This is a genomic window from Sphingobacterium griseoflavum (assembly GCF_014653155.1).
GTDB classification, from domain to species: Bacteria; Bacteroidota; Bacteroidia; order Sphingobacteriales; family Sphingobacteriaceae; genus Sphingobacterium; species Sphingobacterium griseoflavum.
In genome coordinates this window covers 392,425-414,110 of sequence record NZ_BNAF01000002.1, presented here as the reverse complement: position 1 = coordinate 414,110, position 21,686 = coordinate 392,425, and the positions used below count along the sequence as shown (strand labels likewise).

16 protein-coding genes are annotated in these 21,686 nt (G+C 43.6%); 12 read left to right on the top strand and 4 right to left on the bottom strand.

The features are described 5' to 3' along the window. Positions 1 to 11 precede the first annotated feature (11 nt). The gene (locus IE165_RS03865; protein WP_189625283.1) at positions 12 to 1,238 is read right to left on the bottom strand and encodes an acyltransferase family protein; all 1,227 of its coding nucleotides are present in this window, start codon (positions 1,236 to 1,238) and stop codon (positions 12 to 14) included. A 316-nt stretch (positions 1,239 to 1,554) separates the two neighbouring features. On the opposite strand from IE165_RS03865, the gene IE165_RS03860 reads away from it, so the two are divergent. The 10 genes from IE165_RS03860 (at position 1,555) to IE165_RS03815 (ending at position 15,659) form a co-directional block, all read left to right on the top strand. Next, on the top strand, positions 1,555 to 2,751 hold the full coding sequence (locus IE165_RS03860; protein ID WP_189625282.1) for an ROK family transcriptional regulator: 1,197 nt from the start codon (positions 1,555 to 1,557) through the stop codon (positions 2,749 to 2,751). A gap of 232 nt (positions 2,752 to 2,983) precedes the next feature. Further along, on the top strand, positions 2,984 to 6,304 hold the full coding sequence (locus tag IE165_RS03855; RefSeq protein WP_229826331.1) for a SusC/RagA family TonB-linked outer membrane protein: 3,321 nt from the start codon (positions 2,984 to 2,986) through the stop codon (positions 6,302 to 6,304). A 19-nt stretch (positions 6,305 to 6,323) separates the two neighbouring features. Next, positions 6,324 to 7,922, top strand: coding sequence for a SusD/RagB family nutrient-binding outer membrane lipoprotein (locus IE165_RS03850; RefSeq protein WP_189625281.1), 1,599 nt, complete (start codon positions 6,324 to 6,326; stop codon positions 7,920 to 7,922). Positions 7,923 to 8,326: 404 nt separating this feature from the next. Next, complete coding sequence (locus tag IE165_RS18605) at positions 8,327 to 8,590, top strand: ROK family protein (protein ID WP_189625280.1); 264 nt, start codon at positions 8,327 to 8,329, stop codon at positions 8,588 to 8,590. 153 nt (positions 8,591 to 8,743) lie between these two features. After that, positions 8,744 to 9,109: a hypothetical protein gene (locus IE165_RS03840; protein WP_189625279.1), complete on the top strand. Its 366-nt coding sequence runs from the start codon at positions 8,744 to 8,746 to the stop codon at positions 9,107 to 9,109. 201 nt (positions 9,110 to 9,310) lie between these two features. Then, positions 9,311 to 10,717: an alpha-L-fucosidase gene (locus IE165_RS03835; RefSeq protein WP_229826324.1), complete on the top strand. Its 1,407-nt coding sequence runs from the start codon at positions 9,311 to 9,313 to the stop codon at positions 10,715 to 10,717. A gap of 11 nt (positions 10,718 to 10,728) precedes the next feature. Next, complete coding sequence (locus IE165_RS03830; RefSeq protein ID WP_189625277.1) at positions 10,729 to 11,763, top strand: sialidase family protein; 1,035 nt, start codon at positions 10,729 to 10,731, stop codon at positions 11,761 to 11,763. A 196-nt stretch (positions 11,764 to 11,959) separates the two neighbouring features. Further along, positions 11,960 to 12,238 carry a 30S ribosomal protein S15 gene (gene rpsO / locus IE165_RS03825; RefSeq protein ID WP_189625276.1) on the top strand — a complete coding sequence of 93 codons (279 nt, stop codon included), beginning with the start codon at positions 11,960 to 11,962 and terminating at the stop codon, positions 12,236 to 12,238. Positions 12,239 to 12,483: 245 nt separating this feature from the next. Continuing rightward, on the top strand, positions 12,484 to 14,658 hold the full coding sequence (gene pnp / locus IE165_RS03820; protein WP_189625275.1) for a polyribonucleotide nucleotidyltransferase: 2,175 nt from the start codon (positions 12,484 to 12,486) through the stop codon (positions 14,656 to 14,658). Between the two features lie 80 nt (positions 14,659 to 14,738). After that, on the top strand, positions 14,739 to 15,659 hold the full coding sequence (locus IE165_RS03815) for a hypothetical protein (RefSeq protein WP_189625274.1): 921 nt from the start codon (positions 14,739 to 14,741) through the stop codon (positions 15,657 to 15,659). A 71-nt stretch (positions 15,660 to 15,730) separates the two neighbouring features. Here IE165_RS03815 and IE165_RS03810 read toward each other — a convergent pair whose 3' ends face one another. Both IE165_RS03810 and IE165_RS03805 read right to left on the bottom strand, forming a co-directional pair. Beyond that, positions 15,731 to 16,060 (bottom strand): DUF493 domain-containing protein, encoded by a 330-nt coding sequence (locus IE165_RS03810; RefSeq protein ID WP_189625273.1) that lies wholly within the window; start codon positions 16,058 to 16,060, stop codon positions 15,731 to 15,733. A gap of 74 nt (positions 16,061 to 16,134) precedes the next feature. Beyond that, positions 16,135 to 18,402: a GH92 family glycosyl hydrolase gene (locus IE165_RS03805; protein ID WP_189625272.1), complete on the bottom strand. Its 2,268-nt coding sequence runs from the start codon at positions 18,400 to 18,402 to the stop codon at positions 16,135 to 16,137. 228 nt (positions 18,403 to 18,630) lie between these two features. Between IE165_RS03805 and IE165_RS03800 the strand changes: the two genes are divergently transcribed. Beyond that, positions 18,631 to 19,638 (top strand): LacI family DNA-binding transcriptional regulator, encoded by a 1,008-nt coding sequence (locus IE165_RS03800; protein ID WP_189625271.1) that lies wholly within the window; start codon positions 18,631 to 18,633, stop codon positions 19,636 to 19,638. On the opposite strand, the gene IE165_RS03795 is transcribed toward IE165_RS03800, so the two are convergent. Beyond that, positions 19,619 to 20,104 carry a methionine-R-sulfoxide reductase gene (locus IE165_RS03795; protein WP_189625270.1) on the bottom strand — a complete coding sequence of 162 codons (486 nt, stop codon included), beginning with the start codon at positions 20,102 to 20,104 and terminating at the stop codon, positions 19,619 to 19,621. The genes IE165_RS03800 and IE165_RS03795 overlap by 20 nt on opposite strands. A gap of 296 nt (positions 20,105 to 20,400) precedes the next feature. Between IE165_RS03795 and IE165_RS03790 the strand changes: the two genes are divergently transcribed. Next, positions 20,401 to 21,681, top strand: coding sequence for a cytochrome c3 family protein (locus tag IE165_RS03790; RefSeq protein ID WP_189625269.1), 1,281 nt, complete (start codon positions 20,401 to 20,403; stop codon positions 21,679 to 21,681). The last annotated feature ends 5 nt before the right edge of the window (positions 21,682 to 21,686 follow it).

Genomic DNA, 21,686 nt, shown 5'->3' with positions numbered 1-21,686 from the left:
AACGCCGTTTATTATACTTTGATATAGATCTGCTTTTTGTCCAGCGCATAGCAAATGACCCACATAAGCGTGAGGAAACTTAATGCGTAAGCAAAAGAGCCCCATTCCGGTGCGCCCGGTATTTTTGCGCAAACATGTTGATAATACCATTGGAGCACATTGGTGTACTGGATTGCTCCGTCGTCGCCTATGCCACTTTCAATGCGGAATAGACCTAAAAAGCGAGGTAGAAGACCACTAAGTACAAAAATGAAAAGTGGATTTTTCCCGAACACGTCAAAGAATCTTGTCATCTTGTTTTTTATGCCCTGCACTTCGATAAACCAAATCATGGTTCCGATAGTCAATATGGCTAGTCCTGTTGTATACAGTACGTACGAGCTCGTCCATATCTTTTTGTTGATAGGAAAACCCAACGACCAGGTCCAAGCTAGCAAAAGACTGAGAAAACCGGTAACAAACAAGCCGCTAAGTAGTTTGAAATGCCGCTCCACCGATGTGGGGACCGATGTCCACAGCCAGTTGACATCACCTTGTCTTGCAATAAAAAGGCCTGCAAGGTATCCGAATAACACCTGTACTACTGCCGGCAGTGTACTAGCTAGTCCTTCCGGATCGAACGCGACACCTTCCCCCTTATACATATGCGCTGCTCCAATCACTTGTTTGTCGATCGCAGTGCCAAACCATCCCGCCAATGAATAGGGGTCGTCGCCTCCAAAAACTGCGGTTACCACCCAATAAGCCAACAAGACAAATGCTGATAAATACATCAAATTTCTGGGTTTGATATAATAGGCTAAAATCGATGCGAAACCATAGGCTAGTGCGATGCGCTGTAAAACGCCCATAATGCGGATGCCTTTGTCTGGATCGGTGAAGCTTACCCATTCGCGAAAGGTAAGGCTATCGCCTGTCCATTGCACAAAGGGCCAATAATTCAGGAAAAAGCCAATCGCAAAGATCAACACAGTGCGGCGAATTACCTTTTTCCAAAAAATCGCTGCGCCCGCTGCTTGCAGCCGCGGAATCACAAACGACATGGCGTTGCCCACGGCAAATAGGAAGAATGGAAAGACCAAGTCGGTGGGTGTGCAACCGTGCCAAGGCGCGTGTTTTAAGGGTGCAAAAGAATATGCCCAACTTCCCGGATTGTTCACTAGAATCATGAGGGCTACCGTAGCCCCTCGGAATACATCTAGAGAATAATAACGTTGTTTTGCCTGTAAACTTTCCATAGACATTGCGATTTTAGGTAAGCCGTAAAGGTACAATTTGTTATGATGTTTAACCATAGCCCGAGTTTTTAATACGATAATTTTTTGATAAAATAATTCTAAAGGATAGCAGGAGCTTAGGTGCACATCTCGTCAATGTTTCGCTTCGATAAAGATGTTTTTAGATCGAATGCGGATACAGGTATGTAAAGAGCATTGTAATTAAATAGCATATCTGTGTAATTTATCTGCTACATCTTTTTAAATTTTTTAAAAAGTATTTGGAAGATATTGTTCCAAGATCTATATTTGCTTTAACTAACTAATCAGGCATATTGTGGATAACCTAAAATCATCGATATTGAAACACCTGTACTTTCATGGTACACAGTCCATTGCGGAGGTCAGCGATGGGATCGGCAAGAGTATTCCGCTTGTCACCCGTGCGATCAACGAACTCATGGACGACAACCTGATTACTGAAGTCGGTTTGCGGCCCTCGACGGGGGGGCGGAGAGCGATGAATTTTGCACTTCATACCGCAAAGCACGGCTGTCTGTTGGGTGTTGCTATTGACCAGTATTCTGTAAGCGTCAATGCGTTTGATCTAGAAAATAAGCCACTTTCTTTGATGATCAAACGAGCTATTGAGTTGAAAGACGAAGAGGACGTGTATCAGACGATCCTCGCTATGATTGACAGTGTAATAGAAAGCATTGGCGGGCGAGAAGTTTTGGCAATTGGGATTACGCTGCCGGGATTTGTCGATGCGCAGACGGGTGTAAATAATTCCTATAACCCACTTTCCTCCTTGTTCGCCTTGCGGGATAACATCCGTAAGCGTTATCACATCCCTACGTATATCGAAAACGATTCTTCGGCAATCGCGATTGCCGAGAAGTATTTCGGAGCGGCTAAATCTGTGGAGGATGCGTTGGTTATTAATCTTAACTGGGGCGTAGGTTTGGGGATGATCATCCAAGGGGTGCTGTTTCGCGGACATAGTGGGTTTGCTGGCGAGTTTAGCCACATCCCACTGGCGGATGAAAGTCGCTTGTGTTCCTGCGGAAAAAAAGGTTGCCTGGAAGTGGAAGCTTCGCTGCACTGTGCCATTGATGATATCCAACAGTCGTTAGCCAATGGGGAAAGATCCTATTTAGAAGACGTTTTTTCACAGGAAAAAGGTATTCAGTTTGAACACTTACTGATTGCTTACGAGAAGGGCGATCAGTTGACCATACGCGCGATAAAGAAAATTGCCCATATGCTAGGGAAAGGCATTGCAACGTTGATCCATATCCTGAACCCGCAGAAGATTATCGTGAGTGGTCGGGGTGCCGCTTTCGGTGAAGCCTTGGTCCCTCAAATTCTTTCTGCCGTACAAGAATATTGCATTCCGCGATTGGCACGTCAAACTAAATTAGAGATTTCAGAAATGAATGATGTACAAATGCTTGCATCCGCCTGTATAGCCGTGCAACAGTTGGAATGGAACAAAAAAATTAAGAACCAATTGTCTGGGACGACAGCGTAGCACCTTCTGGGCGATGATGGACGGTTGGCGTCCATCACAAAGGTTATCAGCGTTAATAGATAGGATTTTAGAATGATTCGAACCTAAATAGTTGTATAACAGATATTAGCTAGGTCAGTTACAAATAAATTAAAACAACCATAACATATATTAATCACAAAATTAATGTGCTTTGCTCGTCGCGATGACGCGTTAAGACCAACTTATTACTACACAATTAAACAAATCGAAAATGAGCAAACTTTACAAAAAAGGTTGCATTTTATCGCTGTTGATGTTGATCAGCATCAGCACGTTATTTGCACAACAATCTGTTACGGGGAGAGTAACAGATGCGAACGGAGCGCTCGCAGGTGTTACTGTCGTCGTTCCGGGCACCAACAGAAGCACGCAAACAGATGCACAGGGAGCTTATAGCATTCAAGCTTCCCAAGGCGAGAAACTACGTTTCACGACAGTGGGCTATGTCGCCCAAGAGATTGCCGTTTCAGGTGCAAGATTGGATGTTCTTTTGCAAGAAGATTCCGGAGCCTTGGACGAGGTCGTGGTGACAGCATTAGGTATTAAGCGTGCTCCGAAGGAGCTTGGATATGCGATGAGCACTGTAGGTGCAGAGGAACTGACAAAAACAGGTTCTCCGAATTTTGCTGGAGCATTATATGGAAAAGCACCGGGAGTACGTATTTCTGCCGCGCCAGGGGGTGCTACGTCTGGTATTAATATTAATATTCGGGGCGTAAACTCCATTACAGGAAATGCACAACCTTTGGTAATTATTGATGGTGTGCCCATGCGGCAAAGTGCTTTTAACAACTCTGATTTTTGGGGTGATTCTCGTGCCCGGGGTAATGGTCTAGAAGATCTGAATCCAGAGGATATCGAGTCGATTTCCGTGTTGAAAGGGGCTTCTGCTGCTGCACTTTATGGGTCCGAAGCGTTGAATGGGGTTGTATTGGTTACAACAAAGTCTGGAAAGGGAGGAAACGCATTTGCCTTGGATTTTAATGCTACCTATACCAATGATAGAATCGCTTATCTTCCAAGATTTCAAGATGTAAGAGGACCCGGCTATGATAGATCCTATGCAGATATTGGACAGGATGATGATATGTTTTTTTATTATCCCGACGGTGTTCGTGGTGTAGCCAATACGAGTTTGAATTTCGGACCCAAGTTTGATGGTCAGCCCATTCGTTCTTGGGACGGGGAAATTAGACCGTATTCTGCACAAAATTCATACGATAAGTTCTTCAATAATCCGCAGAATACAATTTTTAATTTGGCTTTAAGTAGATCAACAGATAAATCCAATACAAGATTCTCATTAACCCGACAGGATAATGAAATGACTGCATTAAATTCTTATAATAAAAAGAATATTGCAAATTTAAATACAACATTTAAGCTTTGGGAGAGCTTTACGACCGATGTGGTAGTCAATTATGTGAATCAACATACGCATAACAGACCGCTTTTGACAGATCGATTAATAAATAACTTTGCCGGAATGATTTCTCCATTTGATAATCCTGAGTGGTATCTCAGTAAATATCAAACAAGTTTGGGTTACAAATACGTTACCGGGGCGAATACAGAATCCTTGACTCCTGACGAAAACTTAATATATAACGGTTATAAGGCAGACGTTTTGAACTACATGTGGGATACCAATGCTAAAAAATATGACGAGTACAGCAATAGGTTGATAGGGTCTTTTACTAATACTTGGCAGATCACTTCCGAATTTATGCTGAGAGGTCGTTTCTCTGCGGATGTTACATCTATGAGAACTGAAGATAAAAATCCTAATGAATTACCACTGATATATGGTAATTCAGGATCATTTGCTTTAGCTCAAATGACGGGTAATGTTTACTATACAGATTTATTAGCGTCATATAAAAAGGAAATAACTGAGGGCTATTCGGTCGGGGCAATAGTTGGTTATACGGCGACAAAAAATCAGGAGCACTATATTCAACGTCAAACTGAAGGAGGGTTGAATATTCGCGATTGGTTTGATATAAACGCCTCAGTTAACCTCGCAGGCGCAAACTCCAGATTCAACTACCGTAATAACATGTTGCGGGACGCACTTTTCGGAACGGTTAATTTTGGGATGAAGGATTTTTGGTTCGTAGAAGGTACATTGCGTAGGGAAGTCGTTTCAACCATGCACCCTGACAACAATGTGATTTATTATCCATCGGTAAATTCCAGCTTGATATTGTCAGAAGCATTTCAGCTTCCTGCTGCGGTAAGCTATGCTAAATTGAGAGGCTCATTCGGTACAGTTGGCCGTTATCCGGATATTTATCGGAGTGCACTAGGTTACATGGTTGGAAATATAGGAAATCAAGGTACTGGAAATTCGGTGTTGTACACGTTAGTGCCAACTAGCGAATTTGGGAACGAGTTGATCAAGCCAGAAACAAAGCAAGAAGCAGAATTTGGTTTAGAGGCACGCTTCTTCAATAATCGTTTTGGCTTCGACATCTCTTATTATAATAGTTTGACTAAGGATCAGATTCTACAGTACACATTACCAAATAGTTCTGGCGCAAGTTCTGTATTAGCGAATGTTGGTTCGTTACGAAATACGGGTTGGGAATTCGCTTTTAATGGTACGCCGCTATCTTCCGAAAGTTTTAGATGGACTTCAACATTAAACTTCGCAATGAACAGGAACAAGATTGAGGAATTGCCAGGAGGATCTTCTCAATTATTACATCGTGATTATGATGGATCTGCTGCTCAGTTGGTGTCTAATGTTGGTCAGCCAATTGGAGATATTATGGTCAGACCTATTGCAACTGATCCCAACGGTAATAAAATAGTCAACGCAAATGGTATTTATCAAGTAGATGGAAACCGTTGGATTAAGGCTGGAAATGCAATGCCTAAAGCCGTAGGAGGTTTTATAAATACTTTTAGTTATAAAAGCTTTACGTTAGATGCTTTGATGGATTTTAGATGGGGGGGACATGTGATGCCTACAGGTATTGCCTGGATGACGAGCCGCGGTTTGACGGAAGAGAGTTTAAATTACATGGACGAAGCGAGTGGTGGTTTAAGCTATTATATCAATGCTGCAGGGAAAGGGGTTGCATTTAATGGAACGGTCGGTCCAAATGGCGAAACAGTTCATCATGATGGTATGCTTATGGAAGGGGTGATTCAGAATCCTGACTTAAGTTTTTCCGAGAACACTAATGTCATTTCCCAAGTGCGCTACTACGCGAATACGTACAACTGGGGAGGGCCCCAATACGGTAATTCACGTTACGAATTGTATGTTCAAAAGAACAATTACATTAAAATGAGAGAAATTTCTCTTGGCTACAGAGTCCCTTCAAACGTTGCTTCGCGATTAGGGGCAAAGAATCTGCAGATATCCGCCTTCGGACGTAACTTGTTCTTTGTTTACAGGTCTATCAAGGATCTCGATCCAGAGCAAATGACAGGAGGGTCTAGCTGGATTAACCAAGTTAGCAATGCTGGTACCAGTCCGGCTACCAGAACTTACGGAATGATGTTGAGAGCTAGTTTTTAAGAAAATCAATTTTAAGACGATGAAAAATTATTTAATAAAAATAGGTTTGGTTTTGGGGGCTACGGGACTTATTTTCAGTTCCTGTAGCAAACAGTCTTTTGACGATCTCTACAGAGATCCGTCTAAGGCAGAGGAAACCACCGTGGATAAACAGTATGCAGGTCTAACTTACGCGATGCGAGAATTGGTCGTGCCAAGTTATTGGAATTATTTCGTGATTTTACGCACGACAAATCTTAGATATTTACAGATGGTAGGATGGGCAAATGAGCCTAATCAATTAGTGCCCGGTGCTGCTGCAACGCAAGATAGGTGGAGAATGTTTTACGAGGGGCTGGCACAGTTTCGTGCTTTCGAGGCAGTTTATAATGCAGCGCCAACAGTAGAGCAACAGGAGAGAAGGGTTTTTTACCTTACCGCTAAAATTTTCTTCTATGATCAAACGCAGCAAGTTGTTGATCTTCACGGTGACATTCCTTGGAGTAAGGCCGGTATGCTCAATGCGAACGGAGGGAATTATTTAGCATCCTATGCAGCCTACGACAACGCCGTCGATATCTATAGAACGATGTTAGATGATTTGAAGGTGATCAGTAGTGAGCTAAACGCACTAAGTTTGACACAAAAAGTTACCAACAATTTCGTAACTCAAGATATAATCAACCGAGGTGACGTCACTTTATGGAAGAAATACTGTAATTCTTTGCGTCTTCGGATGTTGATGCGGGTGAGTAAGTCTAGTGAGTTTTCTAGCAGAGCTCAGCAAGAGATTGCGGAAATAGTGAACAATCCTACTACGAATCCTTTGGTATTAAGCAATGCTGAAAATATCCAAATTGACATTTTTGATAATACAAATCCAGCAATTCATTCAAGAGGTTTTAGGGATGGTTTGGAAAGTCCAGGTTGGTATTCTAATATCGCGAGTAAAGTGATGATAGACAATATGAATACCAACAGCGACCCACGCCGAAGATACATGTTTGAACCTGGAGTTGGTGCACCAGCAGGGACATATATTGGTTTAGATCAATCCCTAACAAGTGGTGTGCAGGGGCAGCAAATGGCAGGAACGACCGGCCAAGCTAGCCAACTCGCTATCTATAATCGCTCAACATATTCCCGTAATCAAAATTTTCCAGGAATTTTAATTACTGCTGCGGAAGTAAATTATCTACTTGCAGAACATTACCTCAACGTAGGAAATGATGCAAGTGCTAGATCAGCATTTGAAAATGGTATTAAAGAGTCCATGTCTATGATTTCCAGCCTAAGGGCCATAAGTAACGATAACACTGTTGTAGCTCCTTCAGCGATTACGACAGAAGAAGTGAATTCTTATCTTGCCTCAATTGGCTGGGGATCGAATAACATTCAAAAAATCGCTCTCCAAAAATGGCTGCATTTTAATATAATTCAACCCATTGAAGCTTGGGCCGAGAATAGACGGTTGGACTATCCTGTTTTTTCGTTTCGAGTTGAGGCGTCGGATATTCAGAAGGAGATGCCATCAAGATGGAACCTTCCTCCGTCGGAAGCCGCTTATAACACGCAGAATTATGAGGCGGTACGTTCAACAGATAATTTGAATACCAAAATATTCTGGGATGTGAATTAAAGCGTTGGACATATAGTTTTTTTGGGGGGGCTTGTACCCCCCTTTTTTTATTTTCAGACGTAATTATCAACATCAATTTTGGACAGTGCGAGGTACCCTTATTCCGTTAAAAATTTGTCTTCACAATTTAAAAATAGGGTGTAACTTATTAACTTTTTTAAAAAGATTTGCTTTTTTGATTTTTTTTATTTCCTGGCCAGTTATGATTTTCCCTAAACTTACGGGTTGGTAATCGATAAATGAGTTTAACGCACGAACTAATCGTGCAACTATATTATGCAAAGCAGCTATCGGGGTCCTAACTAAGTGCCCATACGGGAAAAAGCATTCCGAATATCACCAGCGAGGTCGCCCAACTGTTGGAAAAGTAAGAAAAACATACAACAGGCTTTAGGATATCCTACATGTATCGCCACGACTCCAGCGCCGTTGCCATTGCCGAACATCAGTTCGGTAAAGGTCGGGGCTATGCGGATCCCTTGGTTGTCAATGTCAATTGGGCTGTCGGCCTTGGGATGGTTATATGCAATCAGCTGTATAGGGAACATCGTGTTTATGCCGGTGAATTTAGCCACATTCCATTGGCAAACAGCCAAAAGCTACAGCGACAATTACCGGGCTGTTCAAGCAAAGGATACCCGAAATACCAAAATATTTTGGGACGTTAAGTAAGCTTCATCTTCTTGAACTTTTTGCCTGTATCGCCCCTGCGGTACAGGCTTTTTTTATGCTTTTTAAACCAAAAATGGAGATTACTTTTTTAAGCGATCGCTGTCGCGATATCTGACAACACGACGTTTTAATTTATATGACCAACGCCGATGTATAGACTATCAATTTTGTTTTCCTTATTAATCATCTTTCTGCCATTAGGATGCGGGAAACCGGATAATTTGGATTTAGCTGATGATGAGTTTCTGCTTGTTGCTACAGGTGAGCAAGTAAAGTGCGCCAATTATCTGTATACGTTTCGATCGGGAGATCATAGTCGGATTAAGGCTTTTCTAAGTCCGGAGCCGGCAAACGGTGCTGCGATTGGTTTGATTAATCTGGATACTGCCTACCAAGCTGATGATCAAATTATTGTAAAGCTTAGGAAGTTGACTGCTGATGAGGTGCAATCTTGCACAGCAGATGTCCCATGGTATACGAAGAGCTGGGTCTTGGAACATCGTAAGTTAAAATAGAAATCTTGAACGGTCAACATGCGTCAAAATATCAAACTCCCATAGCACCAGCGTCTTTCTGGAATGTATTTCATAAATCTCTTCCTGCAACTTGGCTAACTTGCTTCTCTTGGCGATAAACCGTATCTTGGCTATTCATTTTTATCACCAGCAATATTTTAATCAAAACGCATGCAATCAATTTGTAAAAACGTTTTAGCAGTGACTTTATCTTTGACGGCAAGTGCTGCTTTTTCACAAGCCCATAATGTTTCATCGGGTTACCAAAAGCCTACAGATCCCAAGGTGCTCGAAAACCTGGAGCAATGGCAGGATATGAAGTTCGGGCTCTTTATGCACTGGGGGACCTACAGCCAGTGGGGTATCGTCGAAAGCTGGAGCCTTTGCCCGGAAGATGAAGGCTGGACGCAACGTAAACCAGAGCATGGCGCGACCTATAATGCGTACGTGAAAAACTACGAAGACCTGCAAAAGACCTTCAATCCGACAGACTTTAATCCCGAGAAATGGGCTGATGCAGCTAAAGCGGCAGGTATGAAGTATGTGGTATTCACGACGAAGCACCATGATGGCTTTGCAATGTTCGATACGAAGGAATCCAACTACAAGATTACCTCCCCGAAATCTCCCTTTTCCAGTAACCCAAGGGCAGATGTTACCAAGGAGATTTTTAAGAGTTTCCGGGAGGAAGGTTTCAAGATAGGAGCTTATTTCTCGAAGCCTGATTGGCATACGGAGTACTACTGGTGGCCTTATTTCCCGCCGAAAGATCGTAACGTAAATTACGATCCTGAGAAATATCCGGAGCGTTGGGAAAAATACAAGCAGTTTACCTTTAACCAGATCAATGAGTTGACCTCCAATTATGGCAAAGTGGATATCCTTTGGTTGGATGGCGGATGGGTGCGCCCATTCAAGACCATCGATCCTACGGTAGAATGGCAACGGACAATCAAGGTGGAACAGGATATTGATATGGACCGTATAGGCGGTATGGCACGCAAAAACCAACCGGGAATTATTGTAGTAGATCGTACCGTGCCTGGAAACTGGGAAAACTATGTGACCCCTGAGCAGGCGATTCCTGAGCATCCGTTGGACATCCCTTGGGAAAGCTGTATCACGATGGGCGACTCTTTTTCGTATGTGCCCAACGATCGTTATAAGCCGACGAAGAAGCTGGTGGAGACGTTGGTACAGATTATTTCGCGCGGGGGTAACTACTTGCTGAATATTGCGCCCGGGCCCAACGGCGATTTTGATCAGGCGGCATACGATCGCCTGAAAGAGCTTTCCGCTTGGATGGATACGAATGGAGCAGCCGTGTTTGCTACACGTGCTGTTGCACCCTACCACGAAGGCGATTATTATTACACCAAAAGTAAGGACGCTAAACAGCTGAATGTATTTCATCTTTCAAAAGGCGATGAATATGTTGCGCCATCGACCTATGTGTTTACTGTGCCAGAAGGATTTTCGGCAAAGCAGGTACGTGTTTTAGGTACTAAAGGGAAAGCGAAATGGAGCCAAAAAGGTAATCAGGTAACCCTGCACAAACCACAGGCAACGCTGAGCTATGCAACGGTCATTCAGTTGGATAGTAAATAGGGGGAGCTTCGATGAGATTTATTGTATTATTGTTAGCTTTTGTATGTAACCAGCTTGTGCTACGTGCGCAAGAATCTAGGATTGTAGTGAAGCAGACAGCATTCCTTTTTGAGACGGGCAAGTTCTTTGCGCAGTGTCACGCGTCGACGATCGAAGAGACCGCGGACGGCGTTTTGCTGGCCAGTTGGTTTGCCGGATCGCACGAGGGCAGTGCCGATGTGCGGATTTGGGGAGCGCGTTATGAAAATGGCAAGTGGACGGATCCGCAAGTGTGGGCCGACGGAAACCTGATCGATGCCGAACAGCAGCCCTGCTGGAATCCGGTGCTCTTTCGCGCACCAAATGAGCATACCCTGTATCTGTATTATAAAGTGGGTCCGAATCCACGCGAATGGTGGGGGATGGTGAAAACATCTGGCGATGGTGGAAGAACGTGGTCTGCAGCGAGGAAATTGCCAACGGGTATTTTAGGGCCTATCAAGAATAAGCCCATTGCATTGGCTGATGGTAGCGTGCTTTCTCCCTCCAGTGTGGAAATCAATGAAGATCGATGGGTGGCGCACGTGGAACGTAGCGAAGATCAACAACAAACGTGGAAAGCCTATCCTATAGCCCATGATTCCAAGATGAATGTGATTCAACCTAGTATTGTGCAGCATGCCGATGGCCGCTTGCAGGTACTTTGCCGTAGTAAGGAAGGTGTGGTGGCAACGGCTTGGTCGAGCGATGGGGGCAAAGGCTGGTCGCCACTTGAAAAAACCGATTTAATCAATCCCAATTCTGGCACGGACGCTATCCGTGTGGGCAATCACTTCTATATTGTCTACAATCCGGCGCTGCCCGGTAAGGACTGGTGGGAGGGACGTGCAAAACTACGCTTGGCCAGATCAGCGGATGGTATGCACTGGACAGATGTGCTGCAGCTAGAGGACCAGGAAAAAGGAGAGTTCAGCTACCCTACGATCATGCAGGATTCGAGAGGACTGATACATATTGTATATACGCACGATCGCAAGAACATCAAGCATGTTGTGATGGAGGAATAGTGCGCAATGTGGGCTAGGTTTTGGGGCCAGTGGCTTTCAGCTTGTATCTAAGAATTGGATCATACAGTCGCGGTTGGTTGCGCGATCTTTTCGGGATTTGCCAAGATTTTATTTTTTAATTTTTATTTTTGACTTTTTAATCCCTACCTTTGCAGGCAATTCATTAAATTTTTAACGCTTTAATATTATTCAAGAGATGTATTTAAGTAAAGAGTACAAAGCTGATATCTTCGCAGAATTTGCGGGAGCAGCAGCAAACACGGGTTCTGCAGAAGGCCAAGTCGCTTTATTCACTAAAAGAATCGCTCACTTAACGGAGCATTTGAAAAAAAACAGAAAAGATTTTAATACGCAACGTTCCCTACAAATGTTGGTCGGTAAACGTCGTTCATTATTAGCTTACCTGTACAAAAAAGATATCAACCGTTACCGTGCTATTATCAAGGCATTAGGTTTACGTGATATCATCAAATAAGCTTTTAACAGTGCACAAGGAAAACCACTTACCCAACGTAGGTGGTTTTTTTGTGCGAAGTGCGGTAGCTTGATATCCGGAACCTACTTCTTGGTACACTGGGGCGCAGCAGCTTTCCTGTCCTACAGTTTTTTCACATGCTACGGTGATAAGTGTAAATTTTATTTAACTTTGTATGATTTTTAAAGGTCTATAAATAAGAGGATATACGTAAAAGATGTAACGTATGTCGAAATGAATTACAAATGAGTTATAACGAAAAAAAAGTTTCGATCGACTTGGGCAACGGACTAGCCCCGATCGAGTTATCTACCGGTAAGTTGGCTAAGCAAGCGGATGGATCAGTGGTGTTAAAACAAGGCAACACCATGCTATTGGCTACCGTAGTCTCTGCACGTGAAGCAAAGCCAGGGGTTGATTTTCTCCCACTATCTGTCGACTACCAAGAGAAGTATGCTTCTACAGGACGTATCCCAGGTGGTTTCTTACGTAGAGAGGCACGTTTATCAGATTATGAAGTCTTAATTTCCCGTTTGGTAGATAGGGCGTTACGTCCATTATTTCCGGAAACCTATCACGCAGATACACAGGTGATGATTTCCTTGATCTCTGCTGACAAAGATATTATGCCTGATGCTTTGGCTGGTTTGGCGGCATCGGCTGCATTGGCTGTTTCGGATATCCCTTTCAATGGGCCGATCTCTGAGGTGCGTGTTGCGAAGATCGATGGTCAATTGGTCATCAACCCAACATTGTCCCAATTGGAACAAGCTAGTCTAGAGTATATCGTTGCAGGTTCGTCGCAGGACATTGTGATGGTAGAAGGCGAGTCGAAAGAGATTTCTGAAGCAGAAATGGTCGAAGCAATTGCCTTTGCCCACGATGCGATTAAGAAACAAGTAGCGGCCCAGGTAGAGCTTGCAAACTTGGTAGGCGCCGGCGAAAAGCGTGAGTTTAACCATGAACCGTCGAATTTGGAACTGCGAGATGCTGTTTTTGCCGCAACCTACGATCAAGTTTATGCGATAGCAAAATCAGGATCTACAAAACACGAACGTACGGAGAAATTTGCGGAAATCGGCAAAGCATTCTTCGAAACACTAGGCGAGGAGATCGATGAAGAGACGGCTTTCTTGGCAAAAAAATATTACCATGATGTACAGTACGATGCTGTTCGTAATTTGGTGTTGGATGAAGGTATCCGTCTGGATGGTCGTGATGTCCGTACCGTACGTCCGATTTGGTCTGAGGTAGATTATTTGCCTGCAGCGCACGGTTCGGCTGTGTTCACCCGTGGAGAAACACAATCGTTGACTTCGGTGACCTTAGGTGCAAAAGACGATGAGCAGATGATCGACGGTGCTTTTATACACGGTTACAACAAATTTATTTTGCACTACAATTTTCCGGCGTTCTCTACAGGTGAGGTAAGACCTAACCGTGGTCCTGGTCGTCGTGAAGTTGGTCACGGTAACTTGGCTATGCGCTCTTTGAAGCAAGTGCTTCCCGAAGGAACGGACAATCCGTACACCATCCGCGTGGTCTCTGATATTTTGGAGTCTAATGGCTCTTCGTCTATGGCAACCGTATGTGCGGGTACATTGGCTTTGTTGGATGCCGGTGTAAAATTGAAAGCCCCCGTTTCTGGTATCGCAATGGGCTTGATCACGGACGAGAAAAGTGGCAAGTACTCCATTTTATCGGATATATTAGGTGATGAAGATCACTTGGGCGATATGGACTTTAAAGTTACTGGTACAGAGAAAGGTATCGTTGCTTGTCAAATGGACTTGAAGATCAATGGCTTGAAGTGGGAAGTGTTGACACAAGCATTGGACCAAGCGAAGGAAGCCCGTTTACACATCTTGAACGAGATGAAGAAAACAATTGATGCACCTCGTGAAGATTATAAACCACATGCGCCGCGTATCATCTCGATGACTATCGATAAAGAATTTATCGGAGCGGTAATCGGGCCAGGTGGTAAGATCATTCAAGAAATGCAGCGTGAGACCGGTTCGACCATTTCGATCGAAGAAATCGATGGCAAAGGTATTGTTCAGGTGTTTGCTGACAACAAAGCTGCTATCGACGCGGCAGTTTCCCGTATACGGGCGATTGTAGCTAAGCCAGAGATCGGTGAGATCTACGAAGGTAAAGTCAAATCGATTATGCCATTTGGTGCTTTCGTTGAGATCATGCCGGGCAAAGACGGTCTATTGCATATTTCGGAAATCGATTGGTCGCGTTTAGAAACCATGGACGGGGTTTTCAAAGAAGGAGATATGGTTAGCGTAAAATTGTTGGATATCGATAAGCAAGGTAAAATGAAGCTTTCTCGTAAGGTTTTGTTGCCTCGCCCTCCACGTGAAGACAAACCAAAACAAGAAAAACCTGCAAACGACGCACCGAAAGTGTAGGTTAGCTAGATATAACTTAAAAGCTGCATCTATGGTGTAGCTTTTTTTGTGGAAAATAGCTTCGTATACATCATATTTGTATGAGACTATATTTTTTCTTTTTGCTTTTCGTGCTGTCGTCGCCCGTGTTTTCACAAAAAGTCGAAGATATACAATCATTGACTGTTCTTCTTGCGAAGGGTTTGCCGGATACATTGCAGCTAAATCATCATGAGCAGACCCAGTTTACTCTTTCCGCAGAGGGCGTGCCGATGTTCAAATTTGAACATGCGTTGAACAATTACGTTATCGCCTCGTTGTTAGCCAATAATCATTTGTTCACTCATGGGAAATGTTACGGGCTTTACTTATTTGTTGACCCAATAACATCGCGGCGAATGTTAAATCTTAGCGAAGAGTCTTGTGAAAAATTGTTTGTTACGTCTTTTGTAAATGTGACGGTAGAGCGAGGGTTTCATGCTTTCGGCGATTCTTTACTTAAAGATTGGAGTGCTGTTATCCATAATACGGATCTATTCAGCAACGGACAGCCCAAGCAGGTCGATATCTTTGTAAATAAATCGGGTGTGGCGACTTTCGTCGGTGACAGTCTGTTGGTTCAGCATTTACATGCCGCGCTTAAGCCCTCTTGGAGACCAGGGATCTATTACGGGGCGCCGGTAAATAATGTCCAGACGTTGCATGTCTTTTCGTTGAATTCCTTAGAAAAAGATTTTATTCAGTATGGGAAATTAGCATTCGTTTTAAGCGAGCGGTTTGATGACAAATTTTTAAAATTCGATTGGAATTGGTTAGGTGAGATAGATCAAAATAAACATACCGCCGTGTCATTTTTATATGACCCAGCTCGCGGACGGATTACTGAACCCGTAATACATACAGATAAATATGGAAACGCTAAGCGGATGATAAACTGGATTAATGCCAATTATGAACTGATAGCAGGTGATTTTTTTTCAAAGTTTAGTTGGCCAAGTCGCTATCTATTTTATACGGACTAAAAGTTTGAAAAGGTGATGAAATAAAAAACGCTGTCAATCTGACAGCGCTTTTTATTTTACAGGCTTTGTTGTTACAACATAATCACCGATTCTATCTTCGAGACACTTTTGTAATGATCAATCACGTCTTCTGCGGTGTTGACAAAAGTTTCGACAGTAATGGATTTGTATTTTCCTCCTGAAGATTCCTTCTCGGCAAACTTTGTACTGGGGTGTATGAAAATTGACTTCACCTCATCAAGCTTTTCCGCATCCGCTTTGACGATAAACTTAAACGTATACATACTGGGAAATTGCTCCACCGTGTTCAACTTTACACGAAAGTTATCGTAAAAGTCCGTTTGGTTGCTGCCTTCATTATCCGGCATGTCTTGGATGTTCAATTTGCTAAAATCACTCATTTATAGTTCTCCTTCGCCCATTATGCTTCAATAATTGTACCTAATATAGCATCTGCCTTTTTGTCGGACTGCGTTTAGTTTTCCATGGATGTCGGCCAGCTAGATCGCTTTTTCCCGAATTTCTTGTTGGGTTTATCCGTCATCTCAAATACCAGTTCCCCACCAAGCAACATGTCTTGATGGCTGATGTACACTTTGTTGTAGGCTTTTCCGTTTAACTTTGCAGATTTGATGTATACATTCTTCGCGCTATTGTTTCGCGCTACGATGGTAAACGTTTTTCCGCTCGGCATAGCAATGCTGGCCTTGTCCAAGCTTGGGCTTCCAAATACATATTCACCGCCAACGGGTGATGCCGGATATAAGCCCATCATCGACCAAACGGCCCAAGCACTCATTTGCCCGGCGTCTTCATTCCCGGCATAGCCGTCGGGGCGGTCGTGGTACATAGAATCTACAATGTGCCGAATTTTTTCTTGGGTTTTCCAAGCCTCGCCGATGTAAGCATACATGTATGCAATATGATGGCTTGGTTCGTTGCCGTGCGCATACTGTCCGATAAAACCGCTGGCATCTGGCGATTGATTTTCTCCTGTCATGTGTGATGGCGCTTTGAACAGCGTGTCCAACATCATACTTAAACCATTTTTCTTGGGAAACAATTTTGCTAAACCTCGGACATCGTGGGGTACAAAGAAGGAATGCTGCCAAGCGTTGCCCTCGATGTATTGACTTTTATCGAAGTCGTGTTCGGAATAAAAAGGATCGAATGGTTCGACAAATTTTCCATTTTTATATTTGGCCCGCATAAATCCAGTTTGCGGATCGAAATGGTTGATATAGCTCTTCGCTCGTTTGCTGAATAACTTGTAATCTTCTTCTTTGCCCAGTTTCTTTGCGACCAGCGCAATGCAGTAATCGTCAAAAGCATATTCTAACGTTTTGGTGACGCTTCCGCCATTGACATCCTGTGGCACGTAGCCGTACTCGATGTAAGCTGGCACTTCGCGTATTTCTTGGAATGCGCTGTTCCGCATGGCTTGGTAAGCCCGCTCGGGGTCTACTCCCGGCCAATTTTTCAATACCGCATCTGCCAATACCGGTACGGAATGGTATCCAGTCATCGTGTTTGTTTCAAAAGTGCTGAGATCCCAAACCGGAAGAAGCCCGTTCTCGTCGTGAAAGGCCAACAGGCTGTTAAGGATGTCCGTGTACCGTTCCGGTTGGGTAATCGTGAATAGCGGTTTAAGGGCGCGGAAGGTATCCCACATGGAAAAAAATGTATAACGCTGTCCACCGTTAGGCATACGGTGCAAATCGCCTTTTGCATTTTTGTACATGCCGTCCTCATCGGAATACAAGGTAGGCGCAACAGCCGTGTGGTACAATGCAGAATAGAAAATGGTTTTCAGGCGCTCGTCATCGCTTTCGACCCTGATTTTTCCCAATTCTTTTTCCCATTTCGCCCCGGCTTGCGCCTTTATCCCATCAAAGTCCCAATGAGGGATCTCATTCAGCGCAGTCAAAGCGTTGGCCTCACTGGTCATAGAAAGTGCCACCTTTAGCTGTATACTGCGGCTCTCTGCGAAGGTCAACTGGGCGCTTACGGCCTTTTTGGAACCTTTTGTTCCGTCATTTACGATTGTCGTGTTTTGTTGATTTGCTCCTTTCGGTTCGCCATTAAAAAGGCATTCCTTTATAGGTTTTGCAGTGCGCATGGCAAAGTATACCCGTTGTCTGTTGGCCCAGCCTTGCGAGTAACGTTTTCCAACAAGTGTACTATCGTTGATTATACGGATCTCGGTTTCCAGTGGCTTGTCCCAATTATATGTATGATCCAAATCAAGCCGTATGGTGGGCGTTTTTGTTCCCTCGGGAAAGCCATATTGATGGAAACCTACACGTTCCGTGCTTGTAAGCTCGGCGCGAATCCCATTTTCGAGCTTCACCTTGTAATATCCAGGCTGCGCCTTCTCATCCGTCCGCGAAAACTTGACCCGTGTATCTATATTCGAGGACCTTACCGGTGCTGGCATCGGCATAACTGCGATATCAAGCCAATCGCCAATGCCTGTGCCGCTCAAATGCATATGACTAAATGCCGCGATGCTGTCCGACGAGATGTGGTAACCGCTTACCCAATCCCATCCGCCCTTACCATTGTCGGGGCTTAGCTGTACCATCGAAAAGGGTACAGTAGCGCCTGGGTAGGTATGGCCGTGTCCTCCCGTGCCAATCCATAAGTTGACATGTTCGCTGAATTTCGTTGTCTGTGCTTCTAGACTGCCGGGGAGTAGTGCAAGCGCTAGCAGTCCAAGTGATATGTTCTTTTTTTGTATCATGCAATATTGTTTGCTAAATTTTAACCTCCGGTATGTTTTGCGCAATTCTGACAAGAATAAGTCAAAAAATATACATTACACCAGCCTGGTTTTAGAGGGTATAATAATACAAAAAAACTGTTAAGGAAAATAAAACCTTTTAGCAAAATATTTCTTTAGCAGATTCCGGCTTTTGCTAAATATATTTAGTAGTTTGGTAAACAGAAATAGAAACACATAAACCGATCTATGAAAAAAAGAGTGTTGATTAGCGATATCGCGAAAGCTTTGGGTATTTCTGTAACGACAGTTTCCTTTATATTGAATGATAAGGCGAAGGAAAAACGTATTAGCGAGGCTTTGACCAAGAGGGTATTGGACTATGTGAATAAAGTGGGCTATAAACCCAATCAACTTGCAAAAAGTTTGCGCACAGGGCAAACAAAGATTCTAGGGCTTTTGGTGGAAGACATTGCCAATCCTTTTTTTTCTAACGTCGCCAAGCATATCGAAAGACGCGCTTACGAAAGCGGTTACCATATTATCTATTGTAGTATGGACAATGACGAGCATAAAGCAAAAGAATTGATACAACTTTTTATCGATCGGCAGGTGGACGGATTTATCATTACGCCTTCAGAAGGGCTGGAAGATACGATATCCCATATCAAGCAGAGCAACATCCCTTTGGTGCTGTTCGACCGTTTTGTACCGTCTGTAGAAACGAATTATGTGGTTTCTGACAATCGCCGTGGTTCTTATGAAGCGACCAAACATTTGTTGGAAGCCGATAATAGGCGAATAGGTCTTGTATCCCTCTACTCTAACCAGACGCAAATGCGCGACCGCTTGGATGGCTATATGGAAGCTATGGACGAATTTCGGATGCAGTCCTTTATCAAAAAGTTGAATTTGGAAACTACAGAGGAGGAGTCGCATGAACAGATTATCGAATTTGTGGTGGATAATAAATTGGATGCAGTGCTCTTTGCAACAAATTATCTAGCTGTAAACGGCTTGAAAGCATTGAAAGCACATCATGCTAAACTGCCTAAGATGGTAGCGTTTGATGAGCACACGCTCTTCAAGTTGCATGATCCGTCCATTACCGTGGTGTCTCAAAATATCGAAGAATTAACCCGCGCACTTATTCAGACGCTTATAGCGGAAATAGAGGGCAAGCTAAAAGAAGTACGGCAGCTGACCATTCCCTGTCAACTGCTCATACGGGAGTCTTCTACTGCTTCGCAGGAATAAACTTCATGGAAAGCGAATTCACGCAATGGCGCGTGTTTTTTGCAGTAAAGCGCTCTCCTTCAAAAACGTGTCCTAGATGTGCGCCGCATTTCGCGCATAATATTTCCACACGTCTGCCGTCCGCATCTGTCTCGTGCTTCACAGCACCTTTGATTTCATCGTCAAAGCTTGGCCATCCGCAATGTGATTCAAATTTGTCTTTGGAAAGGTATAGCGGTGCGTCACAGCGTTTGCATACATAGGTGCCTTCTGCCTTGTTGTCCAATAATTCGCCGGTAAAAGGACGTTCCGTACCTTTATGCACGATAATATATTCCTCCTCTGCTGTTAATTTGTTGTATTTCGTGGTATCAGCCATGTCTGTAAAAATATTTGTTTCTTTTTCAGCGGGTGAAGAGCCTATTGTTTGCCCGCAAGACAAACAAATGACGGCTACAACGACCAAGTAAAATGTGGATCTGTACATACCTACTAAGTTCGTGAAAAACCGGAACATCTTTGTTACCTGTGTGTCAAGAATTCTCGCTGGCGAATTCCCTTATTTTCGTATACGCTCGCCGCAGACAATACCCCCAAAAACACCCTTTAAGGAGCGTTTTAGCTATTTATTTAGAATGGTTTTAAATTGATAATTTGCGTCATTAAATTGTCAGTGATTGCTTAAATAGTTATACTTTTGTGCATTGTTTGGAGGGTTTAGACCATTTAGACGACGTGTTTTAAAAGTTTTATATCATAAATAAATAGTATAAGGTGCTAAATATGAGAAATATCTCATCCGTATTGGGAAAACTTGCGAAGACGATGTCAATTAGTTTGATGTTGTTATTCGCCGTTACAATGTCGCATGCGCAAGACGTTAAAGAGGGTCAGACGCTTTTCAAGTCTAAATGTACAACTTGTCACAGCGTGACGAAAAAAGTGGTTGGTCCTGCTTTGGCTGGTATGACCCAACGACATGATGAAGAGTGGTTGGTGAAGTGGATTCGTAACTCGCAAGCTATGGTAGCTGCTGGCGATCCGACGGCGGTAAAGCTTTTTGAAGAGAATAATAATTTGGTGATGACTGCCTTCACCGATTTATCTGACGATCAAATCAAAAACATTATCGCGTACGTAGAGGATGAAGAAGCAAAAGCTGCCCAAGCTCCTGCTGGGGGTTCTGCTGAGGCTGGTGCTGCGCAATCAGACGATGCCAATACTTTCATGATTGTTGGTTTAATAGCGATTGTCGTATTGGCTGTTGTGATCATTATTGTTTTGAACCGTGTTATTCGCACCTTAGAGAAGGTGATTGCGAACAACCAAGCAGCTATTGAGGCGGCTCAAGCGCGGAACGAAATGATAACCGAGAGTCGTTTCGCAAAGTTTGCGCAGGCATTTGTAAAAAATAAAAAATTGGTAGGTTTCACCGTGTTGATGCTTGTTGCGTTCTTGGCGGTTGCTGGATGGAATACTTTGTGGAACGTTGGTGTTCACCAAGGGTACGAGCCGGTGCAGCCCATCAAGTTCTCGCACCAGATTCATGCGGGTGTAAACCAAATTGAGTGTCAATATTGTCACGGAGGTGCTTTTAAATCAAAAAATGCGTCGATACCGTCGGCAAACGTTTGTATGAACTGCCACAATACGGTGACCGCATCCGATCATTATGACGGAGAGCTTTCGCCAGAGATTGCTAAGATCTACAGAGCGGTGGATTACAACCCTGATACACGCGAATACGGAAACAATCCCAAGCCGATCCAATGGGTTAGGGTACACAACCTGCCTGACTTCGCTTATTTCAATCACTCGCAGCACGTCGTTGTGGCTGGTGTTGAATGTCAAACTTGTCATGGTCCAGTAGAAACAATGGAAGAGATTTACCAATACTCTCCTTTAACGATGAAATGGTGTATTGACTGTCACAGGACGACAGAGGTTAATACCGATAACGCTTATTACGATCAGTTGATCGAAGCACATGAGAAGTTGAAGAAAGGTGAGAAAATGACGGCCGCGATGATTGGCGGACTGGAATGCGGTAAGTGCCACTATTAATAATT

Excerpts from the sequence above, each read along its gene's own strand:
- IE165_RS03815 (WP_189625274.1), top strand. The coding sequence starts at position 14,739 with ATGAGACTATATTTTTTCTTTTTGCTTTTCGTGCTGTCGTCGCCCGTG.
- IE165_RS03855 (WP_229826331.1), top strand. The coding sequence starts at position 2,984 with ATGAGCAAACTTTACAAAAAAGGTTGCATTTTATCGCTGTTGATGTTG.
- IE165_RS03795 (WP_189625270.1), bottom strand. The coding sequence starts at position 20,104 with ATGTACAGATCCACATTTTACTTGGTCGTTGTAGCCGTCATTTGTTTG.
- IE165_RS03805 (WP_189625272.1), bottom strand. The coding sequence starts at position 18,402 with ATGATACAAAAAAAGAACATATCACTTGGACTGCTAGCGCTTGCACTA.
- IE165_RS03850 (WP_189625281.1), top strand. The coding sequence starts at position 6,324 with ATGAAAAATTATTTAATAAAAATAGGTTTGGTTTTGGGGGCTACGGGA.
- IE165_RS03830 (WP_189625277.1), top strand. The coding sequence starts at position 10,729 with ATGAGATTTATTGTATTATTGTTAGCTTTTGTATGTAACCAGCTTGTG.
- rpsO (WP_189625276.1), top strand. The coding sequence starts at position 11,960 with ATGTATTTAAGTAAAGAGTACAAAGCTGATATCTTCGCAGAATTTGCG.
- IE165_RS03810 (WP_189625273.1), bottom strand. The coding sequence starts at position 16,060 with ATGAGTGATTTTAGCAAATTGAACATCCAAGACATGCCGGATAATGAA.
- pnp (WP_189625275.1), top strand. The coding sequence starts at position 12,484 with ATGAGTTATAACGAAAAAAAAGTTTCGATCGACTTGGGCAACGGACTA.
- IE165_RS03865 (WP_189625283.1), bottom strand. The coding sequence starts at position 1,238 with ATGGAAAGTTTACAGGCAAAACAACGTTATTATTCTCTAGATGTATTC.
- IE165_RS18605 (WP_189625280.1), top strand. The coding sequence starts at position 8,327 with ATGTATCGCCACGACTCCAGCGCCGTTGCCATTGCCGAACATCAGTTC.
- IE165_RS03800 (WP_189625271.1), top strand. The coding sequence starts at position 18,631 with ATGAAAAAAAGAGTGTTGATTAGCGATATCGCGAAAGCTTTGGGTATT.
- IE165_RS03840 (WP_189625279.1), top strand. The coding sequence starts at position 8,744 with ATGTATAGACTATCAATTTTGTTTTCCTTATTAATCATCTTTCTGCCA.
- IE165_RS03790 (WP_189625269.1), top strand. The coding sequence starts at position 20,401 with ATGAGAAATATCTCATCCGTATTGGGAAAACTTGCGAAGACGATGTCA.